We start from the raw sequence: 11,414 nt of genomic DNA, 5'->3' as shown, positions 1-11,414 counted from the left end.
GGCCTCACGCAGCCGCGCGCCGCCGCCGAGGAGGTAACCCGCGGCCCGAAGCTCGACCTGACTCTCGGTGAGCCTGCGCTGCATCGCGAAGCCGAGCGCGCGCAGCAGGCACAGCATGACCAGCCGCGGCACCCCGACCAGGAACGACAGGGTCGAGCAGTTCACCAGGAACGTGCGCAGACCGTGCGCGCGGTCGATCGCGCGGGTGGACGACCCGACGGGCGAGCGCGCGTCCACACCGCGCAGGTCGCGGGCCACGGCGCGCACATGTCGGATCCGGGCGGCCGGGACACAGAGGACGACTTGCCCCGCCCGGTTGACCCGCCAGCCGAAGTCGAGGTCCTCGCGCATCATGGGGATCGCGCGGTCGAAACCGCCGAGCCGCTCCCAGAGTTCGCGGCGGATCAGCATTCCGGCCGACGACACGGCGAGCACCTCGGTGCTCTGCTCGAACCGCCGACCGTCGTCGGCCGTCCGGCCCAGCGCGTTCCAGTCCACTTCGGACGGACCGATGCCGGTCTGCCGGTGCCCGGACGCGTCGGTCGACAGTCCCGCCTCGATCACCAGGCGCGGGTCATGCCACTCGACGGCGAGGGGGCCGAGCACTCCCGCCGCGGGCGACATCTCCGCGGCGAGCAGCAGCGTGGCCAGGCACTCGGGCTCGGGCGCGGAATCGTCGTGCAGCAACCAGATCCAGCCGCCGGGGTCGCCCCAGCGCTGCACGGCGTGGTCGACCGCGGCGTGCACGGCGTCGCTGTAGCCGGTGTCGCGGTCGAGGGTGATGACGCCGTCGAGGATGCGGTCGGCGCCTTTGGCCGCGGCGGCGAGCACGGTCGCCGTCTCGTCGTCGGAGCCGGTGTCGACCGCGATGATGTGCCGGGGCCTCGGCGTGGAATGGCGCAGCGCGGAAAGCGCCAGGCGCAGCCATTGCGCGCCGTCGTGACACACGAGCACGGCCAACACGGGTGCGGTGCGCATCACGGGCGCACCTCGACTCAACGCCTGCCGCGACCGAGGTGGCACGACTGCGAACACCTCCCGGGGCGACGTACGGACGAGCCGGTGGTCATGACGTTCGGCCACCGGTCACACACCGTACGATGCCACCGCGCGAAACCCGCGCAACCCAGCACAAATCGTTGTGCGTCCGGCGAGATTCGCCGCCGGTCAGGCATGCGGGGCGTGGATACCCGGGCGTCGAAACGCCCGGGTATCTACATCGCCTTTTTCAGACGCCTTCGCTCCCGTTCGGACAGACCGCCCCAGATGCCGAAGCGCTCATCATGTGCGAGGGCGTATTCGAGGCACTCGGAACGAACCTCACAGCCCAGGCAAATGCGCTTCGCCTCACGAGTCGATCCACCCTTTTCGGGGAAGAACGCCTCAGGGTCGGTTTGCGCGCACAAGGCGCGCTCCTGCCACTCTTGTTCATCGGCCTCATCGAAGAATCCGGCGAACACGTCCAGTTCCTCGGTCGGACGCTCGCCCCACTCCACGACGCGACCCCCGTCACTCAATCCCTGCATATCGCCCCGCCTCCTCGCCTTCCGCACTCCCCGGCTGGCGGATGCCGTTACGCCGTCCCCCGGCGAATGACATCGATGTGATTACACCCGTGTCATGGCGGCGGGTCAAGCGGTGCCCCCAGGTGGGTGATGGGTTATGAGCAGCCTGTACCCGATCGGGTACCAGCTGAAACTGTGCGCGTTCGCGGGGTGGCCAACACGCAACCGGCGAACATTGCCACACTGGGTCTGTGCAGAGATCAGCGGTTCGCCCCTCGCCCATCTTCCTCGGCCTGATCGGCGTCACTATCGGTGGCGCGTTGCTCACCCTGTTGGACAACCAGATCGCGATCAACGCGGGTGTGGTGCTGCTCGTGTTGGGCGGCTGGGTCGTCTCCCTGTGCCTGCATGAGTTCGGCCACGCGCTGGTCGCGTTTCGCGGCGGAGACCGCGAGGTCTATTTCAAGGGCTATCTCACACTCGACCCGCGCCGGTACACCGATCCGGTTTTGAGCCTGCTCATGCCGGTGCTGTTCCTGGCGATCGGCGGCATCCCGCTGCCGGGTGGCGCGGTCTGGATCAACCACTACGCCTTGCGCTCCAAGGCAGTGGAATCGACTGTCTCACTGGCCGGGCCGGCCGCGAACCTGATCGCCGGGATCCTGCTGGCGCTGTCCGTCGAGGTCTTCGAGCCCGCGCCGATGATGGCCGCGGGACTGTCCTTCCTGGCGCTGCTGCAGTTGGCGGCGTTCGTGCTGAACATGCTTCCGGTGCCCGGCCTCGACGGCTGGGGTGCGATCGAGCCGTTCCTGTCCCATGAGGCGCGCAAGTTCGGCGCGAAGGCCCGTCCGTGGGCGCCGCTGTTCCTGTTCGCCGCGTTGATCGGCATCCCCGGCGTCAGCCAGGCGTTCTGGGACGTGGTCAGCTCGCTGTACGCAGGCGTCGGCGGCAACGACCTGCTCGCCTACTACGGCCAGGACGCTTTCTTCTTCTGGCGCTGAACACTCCCGACCCCACTGGGGTCACCCGACCGTGCGAGGATCACTGACCGTGAAGGTTGCCGTAGTCGTCGGCGGAGTCGGCGGAGCCCGATTCCTGCTCGGCGTGAAGAAACTGCTCGGATTCGACCCCGTGGGGCCCGCCCCGGAGGGCTCCCCGCACGAGATCACCGCGGTGGTGAACACCGCCGACGACATCTGGCTGCACGGCCTGCGCGTCTGCCCGGATCTCGACACGTGCATGTACACCCTCGGCGGCGGCATCGACACCGAGCGCGGCTGGGGCCGCACGGACGAGACCTGGGCAGTCAAGGACGAACTGGCCGCCTACGGCGCGGACCCCGACTGGTTCGGCCTGGGCGACAAGGACATCGCCACCCACCTCGTGCGCACCCGGATGATGCGCGCGGGGTATGAGCTCTCCGACATCACCACGGCGCTGTGCGACCGGTGGAAGCCGGGCGTGCGGCTGCTGCCGATGACCGACGACCGGGTCGAGACCCACGTGGTCATCGACGAGCCGGGCACCGGCGAGCGCAAGGCGGTGCACTTCCAGGAATGGTGGGTGCGCTACCACGCCGAGCCGCGGGCCCGGTCGATCGTGGCGGTCGGCGCCGACGAGGCCGCGCCGGGGCCGGGCGTGGTCGAGGCGATCAGCGAGGCGGACATCGTGCTCCTCGCGCCGTCGAACCCGGTGGTGAGCATCGGGAGCGTCCTGTCGGTGCCGGGGCTGCGCACGGCGCTGCGCAAGACCGAGGCCCCGGTGGTGGGGATCTCGCCGATCATCAACGACGCCCCCGTGCGCGGAATGGCCGACGCGTGCCTGAGCGCGATCGGCCTCGAGGTCTCGGCGGAGGCCGTGGGCAGGCACTACGGCTCGCGCGGGTGCTCCGATAACGGCATCCTCGACGGGTGGCTCGTGCACTCGGGCGACACCGCCGACGTGCCGGGCGTGCTGGTTCGCGCCGTGCCGCTGCTGATGTCCGATGTGGACGCCACCGCGGCGATGGCGCGCGCCGCGTTCGACCTCGGCGGAATCAGCACGGGAGAGCGGTGATGGACAGCATTGAGCACGGCGCGCGCGGGTCGGTCGAGATCCTGCCGGTCCGGGGGCTGCCCGAGTTCCGGCCCGGCGACGACCTGACCGGGGCGATCGTCGCGGCGGCGCCGTGGCTGCGCTCGGGCGACATCGTGGTGGTCACCAGCAAGATCGTGTCCAAAGTAGAGGGTCAGCTGGTGTCGGTCCCGTCCGACCCGGAGGCCCGCGACGCCGTGCGGCGCAAGCTGGTGCTCGACGAGGCCGTGTCGGTGATCGCGCGCAAGTTCCGGTCGCTGATCACGCAGAACCGGCTGGGCATCGTGCAGGCGGCGTCGGGGATCGACTCGTCCAATGTGGCGGGCGACGAACTCGCGCTGCTGCCGGTCGACCCGGACGCCTCCGCTCTCGCCCTGCGTGGCGGGCTGCGCGAGCGGCTGGGGGTCGAGGTGGCCGTGGTGATCACGGACACCATGGGCCGGGCTTGGCGGATCGGGCAGACCGACGCGGCGATCGGGTCGTCCGGGCTGCGCGTGCTGCACTCCTACGCGGGTCAGATCGACTCGCAGGGCAATGAGCTCTCAGTCACCCGGGTCGCGGTGGCCGACGAGGTCGCCGCGGCGGCCGACCTGGTGAAGGGCAAGCTCGGCGGCGTGCCGGTCGCGGTGGTGCGCGGCCTGGAGATCGGCGACGAGACATCCACCGCCCGCGACCTGCTGCGTCCGGTCGAGGAAGACCTGTTCCGGCTGGGCACCGAGGAGTCCATCGCCCAGGGCAGGCGGGAAGCGGTGCTGCTGCGCCGCTCGCTGCGCGAGTTCTCCGGCGAACCGGTCGACCCGGAGTCGCTGCGCCGCGCGGTGGCCGCGGGCCTGACCGCGCCCGCACCGCACCACACCAAGCCGGTGCGCTTCGTGCGGCTCGCCGAGCAGCGCAAGGCGCTGTTGGAGGCGATGCGGGAGGCGTGGAAGACCGATCTGCGCGCCGACGGCAAGTCCGAGGAGTGGATCGAGCGCCGGGTCGCCCGCGGCGAACTGCTCTTCGACGCGACGGAGATCCTGCTGCCGTTCCTCGTGCGCGAGGGAGCCCACTCGTATCCGGACCCCCGGCGGACCGAGGCGGAGCGGACGATGTTCACCATCGCGGGCGGCGCGGCCGTCCAGGGCGTGCTGGTCGCGCTGGCGGCGGAGGGCTTGGGCTCCTGCTGGGTGTCGTCCACGATCTTCTGCCCGGACGTCGTGCGCGAGGTGCTGGACCTGCCCGCCGACTGGGAGCCGCTGGGCGCGATCGCGGTGGGCCATCCGTTGGCGGAGCTGTCGCCGCGCGAGGTGCCGACCGACGAGGGCTGGGTCGAGAAGTGACCCTGCACGCGGACGCGGTCCGGACCATGACGGCGTGGAAACCGCTCGACCGCGGCCAGGAGTCCCTGCGCCAGGCGTATCTGGGCTTCCTGGCGGCTCGGCCGGACGCCTGTCAGCGCTCGTGTGAACCCGGCCACCTCACCGCGTCGGCGCTGCTCCTGGACCACACGGGCGACAACGTCCTGCTGACGCTGCATCCCCGCGTGGGCCGGTGGCTGCAGCTGGGCGGCCACTGCGAACCCGGCGACGCCACCCTGGCGGGCGCGGCGCTGCGGGAGGCGACCGAGGAGTCCGGCATCGAGGGCCTGGAGATCGACCCGGTGCCGCTGCATGTCGACGTCCACCCGATCACCTGCTCGCTTGGCCTGCCCACCCGCCACTTCGACGTCCGCTTCGTCGTGCGGGCGCCCGCCGGGGCGGAAGCGGTGTGCAGCTCGGAGTCCCTGGACCTGCGCTGGTGGCCTGTCGGCGCGCTGCCCGACGACCCGGACGGCAACGCGGGAATCGGGGAGATGCTGGCGGCGGTGCCGTCGTGATCACCATCGACCCGAACTCGGCGGTCCCGCCGTTCGAGCAGGTGCGGGGCGGGCTGGCGCAGCAGATCAACGACCACACCTTGGCCGTCGGGACGAAGCTGCCGACGGTACGTCAGCTGGCCACCGACCTTGGCCTGGCGGCGAACACGGTCGCCCGCGCCTACCGGGAACTCGAGGAAGCGGGCCTGGTCGAAACCCGCGGCCGCGCGGGCACCTTCGTCGGCGCCGCGGGGGATCGGACGATGGAACGCGCCCGGAAAGCGGCGGACGCCTACGCGGAGGCCGTGCACAAACTCGGCTTGGACCGCGACACCGCGCTCTCGATCGCCGAAGCCGCCCTGACCGCGCGAGGCTAGAAGGCCCGGTAGTCGCGCGGCGAGAACCGGGGCGCGAAGCGGGGTTTGCCAAGTCCGGCGGCGAGGACGTAGAGCGCCGCTCGATGCCGCTGGGGTTCGTAGACCGCCAGTTCCGCGAGCATCCGCTCGTCGTCGATTCGACGTCCGAGCAACGCGTGGCCGATCAGGTTCGAGAGGTGGTAGTCGCCCACGCTGAGCGCGTCGGGATCACCCCAGGCCCGCTGCGCGACCTCGGCGGCCGTCCAGACTCCGATCCCCGGCGCCTTTCGCAGCAGTTCCCGGCCCGCCGCTCCACGCAACTCCGCGGCCCGTTCCAGCCGACCGGCCACCTGCGCCGCGGCCAGCACCGCGCGGCGCCGGGCGCCGTCGAGTCCGGCCTTGTGCCACTCCCAGTCCTCGATCCCGAGAACCGCCCGGGGCGTGGGTGGTGTGAACAACCCCTCAGGAGCGGGCCCCGGCGGCCGTTCCCCGAAGCGGCGGGCCAGGTCGCGCCAGGTTCGGTGGGCCTCGGCGCCGGTGACCTTCTGCTCGATGATCGCCGCGAGCAGCACGTCCCACACGCGGCCGGTGGCGCCGAGCCGCATCCCCGGTCGCCGACGCCGGACCTCGGCGACCAGCGGGTGGTGCGCGACGAAGCCCGAGTCGTCGTCCAAGGCGCCCAACAGGGCGGGGAGGCCGTCGAGCAGCAGGTCGGCGCCCGGACCCCAGGCCGACGCGTGCACCTCGCCCGCGATCCGCAGGCGCAGGGCGCCGACACCGGCGGGTGTGTTCGCGGCGAGCCAGAGTCCGTCGGCGTCCTCACGGAAAGCCGGGTCGTGCGGTCCGCGCCGCAGCGGACGCAAGGCGCCCGCGACGTCGTGCGGACCGTCGGGCACCCAGTGCCTGGTCCGTTCGGTTCCGGTCGGGATCGCGGTCATCACGACGACCGTACCGGCCGGTTGGCTAGAGTTGGCCCACCACTCACGCCCGGGGACAAGGACACAGCCAAGTGACGGCACCCGAACTGCACATCGTCGTGCCCGCCGGTGGAAGCGGCACCCGCCTGTGGCCGCTCTCCCGTGCGGGCAACCCGAAGTTCCTGCACGCGCTGACCGGCACCGACCGGTCGCTGCTGCAGGCGACCTTCGACCGGCTCGCCCCGCTGTCCTCCCCGGAGAACCTGTTCGTCGTCACCGGCGCCGCGCACGCCGCGGGCGTGGCCCGGCAGCTGCCCGACCTGCCGGAACGCAACATTCTGGTCGAACCGCTGGCCCGCGACTCGTGCGCGGCCATCGCGCTGGCCGCCGCCGTGATCGACAAGCGCTCCCCCGGCGCGGTGATGGCGTCGTTCGCGGCCGACCACCTGATCACCGACGGCGAAGAGTTCGCCCACACCGTCAGCCGGGCCGTCGACGGCGCCCGCGACGGCCTGCTGATGACCATCGGCATCACCCCGACCCGCGCGGAGACCGGCTACGGCTACCTGCACTGCAGCGAGCCCGCCCAGCGCTCGGTCATCCAGAAAGTGTTGGAGTTCAAGGAAAAGCCGTCGAAGGACGTGGCCACCCGCTACGTCGAATCGGGCAGCTACCTGTGGAACGCCAGCATGTTCGTCTGGCGCACGGACGTCTTCCTCGCCGAACTCACCGCGCGGCGACCGGATGTGGCCAAGCCCATCCTCGCCATCGCCGCCGCCTGGGACACCCCGGAGCAGGAGGCGGTCCTGGCGGAACTGTGGCCGAGCGTGCCGAAGGTCGCCGTCGAGTACGCGGTGATGGAACCGGCCGCGGCCGACGGCCTGGTGGCCACCGTCCCGGGAGACTTCGGCTGGAGTGACATCGGCGACTTCGAAACCCTCGGCGACCTCCTCGGCACCGACGTCGGTGAGGGCGGCAGGCTGTTCGTCACCGCGGGCGGCAAGGCGAATGTCGTGGTGGTCGACGGTGACGGCGTCATCGTGGTCCCCGCACACCGACTGGTCGCCACCCTCGGCGTCAACGACCTCATCATCGTCGACACCGACGACGCGGTCCTGGTGTGCAGGCGCGACCGAGCCCAGGACATCAAGCGCCTGACCGAGATCCTGCGCGAGCGTGGCGATCTCGACTACATCTGATGCCGTGGAACGATGACGCGGCGCGACTGGCGGGATAGTCTGACCAGAGCACATCGAGCGACGCAGGAGAGGCCACCATATGGACCCCCGTGAGCGCGCCGACGCCATCCTGGCCCGTGCCCGCGCACGCGGCTCCTACGTCGTCACCCCGGAGAGCGCCATCTCACCGATGGACGCATCCGCGACCCTGCAGATCCCCCGGGCAGTGGTGAACGCGCTTGATGAGGACCCGGAAGTGACCATGGTCTTCCCGGTCACCCGTGGGCGTGAGGAACTTCCCGCCATCGCCCAGGAAGCCGCCACGACTTCGGTGGCGTCGCCGGGCAGACCCACTGAGCGGCTGCCGGTTCCACCGCAGCCGCGGCAACAGCAGGCACCGGAGCAAGTGGATGGTCTGGTGCCGACCATGAAGCCTCGGCCGCATCCGGATCGGCCGACCTTCGGCCAACGACTCGACGGCTAGCGCGTCTCCATCTTCAGCCGCAGCGCCAACCCGGCCTTGATCACGGTCCGAACCGGCGCCCACAACGGCCCCTGGTGTCGATCAGCGATGAACCGGTAGGCACTCTCGTGATGTGCCGCGAGCATCCTGGTTGACGCCTTCGCCGTCGACACACCCTGAACGTGCATCACCTTCGCTGAAGGCACATACACGTTCTGCCACCCCGCCCGGCCAAGCCGCTCTCCGAGGTCCACGTCCTCGAAGTACATGAAGTACCGCGAATCGAACCCGTCCACCGAGTCGAAGGCTTCCCGCCGGATCAGGAAACACGAGCCCGACAGCCACCCGGCGACACGCTCGCGCACATCGGAAACGGACTGCTTGTACGCCCGGGTCCACGGGTTGCCCGGCCATACCTTCCCCAGCACCCCGTGCCCGATTCCCTTGCCCAGCGAAGGAACCTCACGCGCCGAGGGGTAAACCGCGCCCGACGGTTCGGTGATCAGTGGGCCGAACGTCCCGCCGCGCGGCCACCGGTCGGCGGCGGCGATCAGCTCGTCGAGGGACCCCGGCTCCCACTCGACGTCCGGGTTCGAGATCACGACCCAGCCATAGCTGGAGTCCAGCGCCGCCACACCTCGGTTCGCGCCGCCGCCGTAGCCGAGGTTTCCCCCGGTGCGCACGAGTTCGACGTTCGCGCGGGCCTCGGCGGCGGCCTCAGGGGCGCCGTCGGTCGAGCCGTTGTCGGCCAGGATCACGTGGACCGGGCGGGCGGTGGCCTTCTCGAGCGTGTCGAGGAACCGGTCCATGGTCTCGCCCGGCGAGTAGGTCACGGTCACGACGGCGATCTCGGCACCGTAGGTTTCGGTCACGACCAGACATTGTGCACGCCAACCCGGCCGCGCCTCATCGACCCCTGCGGTGGAGGCGGTGGGCCCGCCCGTAGACCTCGCGGTGTCGTTCGGCGCTCAGGCCCCAGGAGAACTCCTTGGCCCGGCGCTGCGCCGCCGCCGAGAGCGCGGCCCGGCGGCCCGGGTCGTCGAGCAGGTCGGTGATGGTGGCGGCGATGTCGCCCGCGCCGACGCCGCAGTAGGCGACCGCGTCGCCGCCGACCTCGGGCAGCGACAGCCGCCGGGTCGTCAGGACGCACGCGCCCGCGGCCATCGCCTCGAGCACGGGCAACCCGAATCCCTCGCCCAGGCTGGGATACGCGACCAGCGCGGCCCCGCCGAGGAAGCCGGACAGGTGCTCGAAGGGCAGGTAACCAGCCCGGATGACCCGCAGCCGGTGTGGCGCGGCGTCGAGTGCGCATTCGATCTGGTGGTCCCAGCCGGGCTGCCCGGCCAGCACCAAGGCGGGCGGGTCGGCCCGGCCCGCGCAGGCGGCGACGAAGCCACGGATGAGCGCGGGCACGTTCTTGCGTGGTTCGAGCGCACCCAGGAACGCCACGTACGGCTGCTCGCCCAGGCCGATGGCGGCCCGAGCGGCTTTGATCTCGGCCGGTGCGGGCGGGTGGAAGCGGTCCGTGTCGACGCCGTGCTGGATGACGTCGAGCGACCGCGGGTCGGCGCGCACGACCCTGGTCAGCTCGGCCGCGGTGGCCTCGCTCGGCACGACACAGCGCGACGCGCGCACGAGCGCGGTCTTGGTCCAGGCCCGGAAGAAGCGGGCCTTGATCGAGTGGTGCAGGCCGGCGTCGGTGAAGAACGTCGCGTCGTGCAGGGTCACCACCGACGCGACCGGGTTGGCCAGCGGGATCGTGTAGTGCGGCGAGTGCAGGACGTCGACGCCGAGTCTTCGCACCAGCCGCGGCAGGGTGGTCTGCTCCCAGGCCAGCCGGGCCGTGCGGGTGGTGACCGACTCCGAGGTCGGCACGATCCGCGCGCTGGGCGCGAGTTCGCCGTAGAGCCTGCTGTCGCGGGGCTGGCAGACGACGCTGAGGTCGGCACCGTCGGCGGCCAGGGCCGCGACCAGCGAGTCGACGTACCGGCCCACCCCACCGCGGTCCGCGGGCACCGCGGTCGCGTCGATGAGCACGGTGGGGTCGGACACGGCGATCAGCCTACGACGTGCGATTGCCGGAGATTTGCCGAATGGATTAACTCGCGCCACCGCGCGGACTCGTGTGCAGCCGCCACAGCGACTCGGCCGCCCCATCCCAGGTGAACTCGGCCGCTCGCGCGCGCCCTCGCTCGACCATCGACGCGGCCAGGTCCGGGGAGTCCAGCACCGTCCGCAGTGCGTCGGCGAGCGCGGCCGGGTCGTCGCGTTTCGCCTGCATTCCCGCACCGCCCGCCACCTCGACGAGGGCGGGCGCGTCCGAGTGCACCACGGGCACGCCCGCCGCCATCGCCTCCAGCACGGGCAGCCCGAATCCCTCGGCCCGGCTCGGCGCGGCGAGCACGGTCGCGCCGTGCAGGACGGCGGTGAGTTCCTCGTCACCGAGCCGCCCGAGGACCCGCACCTGATCGTGGGGCAACCCGTGTCGCGCGGCGAGGGCAGGCAGGTCGACGTCGCCCCAGCCCGCGGGCCCGGCCACCACCAGCGGCACACCGGGAACCGCCGCCATCGCCTCGACCAGCACGTCGAGTCCCTTGCGCGGCTCGACGGTCCCCACGGCGAGGACGTAAGCCTTGGGAAGTCCGAGGTTCGCGGCCGACGGCGCGCTGAGCACCGAGGACACCCCGTGCCCGACGACGTGGACCGGCACGGGCCCGGGGGCGTGCCGGGCGAGGTCGTCGGCGACGGCCCGAGTCGGCACGATGATCGCGTCAGCGGTGCGGGTGGCGCGCCGGATCACCTTGCGGTGCCAGGCCGCGCCGCGGCTGGTCAGCGTCTCCGGGTGGGTGAACGGAACCGTGTCGTGCACGGTGACGACCAACCGCCTGCCGCGCCGGGCGGGCGGGGCGAGGGGCGTCGGCGCGTGCACGACGTCGCCGCCGGGCCACAGCGGCAGCCCGTGCTCCCAGGCGACGGTCAGCGCGCGTCTGGGCAGAGCGAGGGCACTCGGGCCCGCCACACCGTCGACCGCGGCGGGGGCGAGGTCGCCGTGGCGGGCCGTGACGCCGCGGACGGTCCAGCCCGCGGG

General features: G+C 71.7%; 13 protein-coding genes. 7 read left to right on the top strand and 6 right to left on the bottom strand.

The window, feature by feature from the left end; all coding sequences use genetic code 11:
- Nucleotides 1-978 (bottom strand): glycosyltransferase family 2 protein (locus ACRDSQ_RS10825; protein ID WP_431420721.1); only part of this gene is annotated, 978 nt, incomplete at its 3' end.
- A gap of 236 nt (nt 979-1,214) precedes the next feature.
- Nucleotides 1,215-1,526 (bottom strand): WhiB family transcriptional regulator, encoded by a 312-nt coding sequence (locus ACRDSQ_RS10820; RefSeq protein ID WP_091381571.1) that lies wholly within the window; start codon nt 1,524-1,526, stop codon nt 1,215-1,217.
- Between the two features lie 230 nt (nt 1,527-1,756).
- Here ACRDSQ_RS10820 and ACRDSQ_RS10815 point away from each other — a divergent pair, with 230 nt between their 5' ends.
- Genes ACRDSQ_RS10815 through ACRDSQ_RS10795 form a run of 5 tightly spaced genes read left to right on the top strand, consistent with a single transcriptional unit; the run spans nt 1,757 to nt 5,789 of the window.
- The gene (locus ACRDSQ_RS10815) at nt 1,757-2,506 is read left to right on the top strand and encodes a site-2 protease family protein (protein ID WP_431420720.1); all 750 of its coding nucleotides are present in this window, start codon (nt 1,757-1,759) and stop codon (nt 2,504-2,506) included.
- Between the two features lie 49 nt (nt 2,507-2,555).
- Nucleotides 2,556-3,560 (top strand): 2-phospho-L-lactate transferase, encoded by a 1,005-nt coding sequence (gene cofD, locus ACRDSQ_RS10810; RefSeq protein WP_431420719.1) that lies wholly within the window; start codon nt 2,556-2,558, stop codon nt 3,558-3,560.
- Nucleotides 3,560-4,897: a coenzyme F420-0:L-glutamate ligase gene (locus ACRDSQ_RS10805; RefSeq protein ID WP_431420718.1), complete on the top strand. Its 1,338-nt coding sequence runs from the start codon at nt 3,560-3,562 to the stop codon at nt 4,895-4,897. Before cofD ends, ACRDSQ_RS10805 begins: the two co-directional genes overlap by 1 nt.
- Nucleotides 4,894-5,433, top strand: a complete 540-nt coding sequence (locus ACRDSQ_RS10800; RefSeq protein ID WP_431420717.1) for an NUDIX hydrolase — start codon at nt 4,894-4,896, stop codon at nt 5,431-5,433. The genes ACRDSQ_RS10805 and ACRDSQ_RS10800 overlap by 4 nt, the downstream gene beginning before the upstream one ends.
- On the top strand, nt 5,430-5,789 hold the full coding sequence (locus tag ACRDSQ_RS10795) for a GntR family transcriptional regulator (RefSeq protein ID WP_431420716.1): 360 nt from the start codon (nt 5,430-5,432) through the stop codon (nt 5,787-5,789). Before ACRDSQ_RS10800 ends, ACRDSQ_RS10795 begins: the two co-directional genes overlap by 4 nt.
- Here the strand turns inward: ACRDSQ_RS10795 and ACRDSQ_RS10790 are convergent.
- Nucleotides 5,786-6,706 (bottom strand): DNA-3-methyladenine glycosylase family protein, encoded by a 921-nt coding sequence (locus ACRDSQ_RS10790; protein ID WP_431420715.1) that lies wholly within the window; start codon nt 6,704-6,706, stop codon nt 5,786-5,788. The genes ACRDSQ_RS10795 and ACRDSQ_RS10790 overlap by 4 nt on opposite strands.
- Nucleotides 6,707-6,777: 71 nt before the next feature.
- Between ACRDSQ_RS10790 and ACRDSQ_RS10785 the strand changes: the two genes are divergently transcribed.
- Together ACRDSQ_RS10785 and ACRDSQ_RS10780 are read left to right on the top strand one after the other, a co-directional pair.
- Complete coding sequence (locus ACRDSQ_RS10785) at nt 6,778-7,884, top strand: mannose-1-phosphate guanylyltransferase (RefSeq protein ID WP_431420714.1); 1,107 nt, start codon at nt 6,778-6,780, stop codon at nt 7,882-7,884.
- 79 nt (nt 7,885-7,963) lie between these two features.
- On the top strand, nt 7,964-8,347 hold the full coding sequence (locus ACRDSQ_RS10780) for a hypothetical protein (RefSeq protein WP_431420713.1): 384 nt from the start codon (nt 7,964-7,966) through the stop codon (nt 8,345-8,347).
- On the opposite strand, the gene ACRDSQ_RS10775 is transcribed toward ACRDSQ_RS10780, so the two are convergent.
- The 3 genes from ACRDSQ_RS10775 to ACRDSQ_RS10765 all read right to left on the bottom strand — a co-directional run.
- A complete protein-coding gene (locus ACRDSQ_RS10775; RefSeq protein WP_431420712.1) occupies nt 8,344-9,198 on the bottom strand; it encodes a glycosyltransferase family 2 protein in 855 nt (284 codons plus the stop codon). The two genes, ACRDSQ_RS10780 and ACRDSQ_RS10775, sit on opposite strands and share 4 nt — an antisense overlap.
- A gap of 34 nt (nt 9,199-9,232) precedes the next feature.
- Entirely contained in the window at nt 9,233-10,363 is a 1,131-nt protein-coding gene (locus ACRDSQ_RS10770) for a glycosyltransferase family 4 protein (protein WP_431420722.1), read from the bottom strand.
- 61 nt (nt 10,364-10,424) lie between these two features.
- Nucleotides 10,425-11,414, bottom strand: a 990-nt coding sequence (locus ACRDSQ_RS10765) for a glycosyltransferase family 4 protein (protein ID WP_431420711.1), incomplete at its 5' end; no start/stop codon positions are given.

Source organism: Actinokineospora sp. (assembly GCF_050699995.1).
Taxonomy (GTDB): Bacteria; Actinomycetota; Actinomycetes; order Mycobacteriales; family Pseudonocardiaceae; genus Actinokineospora.
The sequence above is the reverse complement of the archived record's forward strand: the minus strand, read 5'-3'. Positions and strand labels throughout refer to the sequence as shown.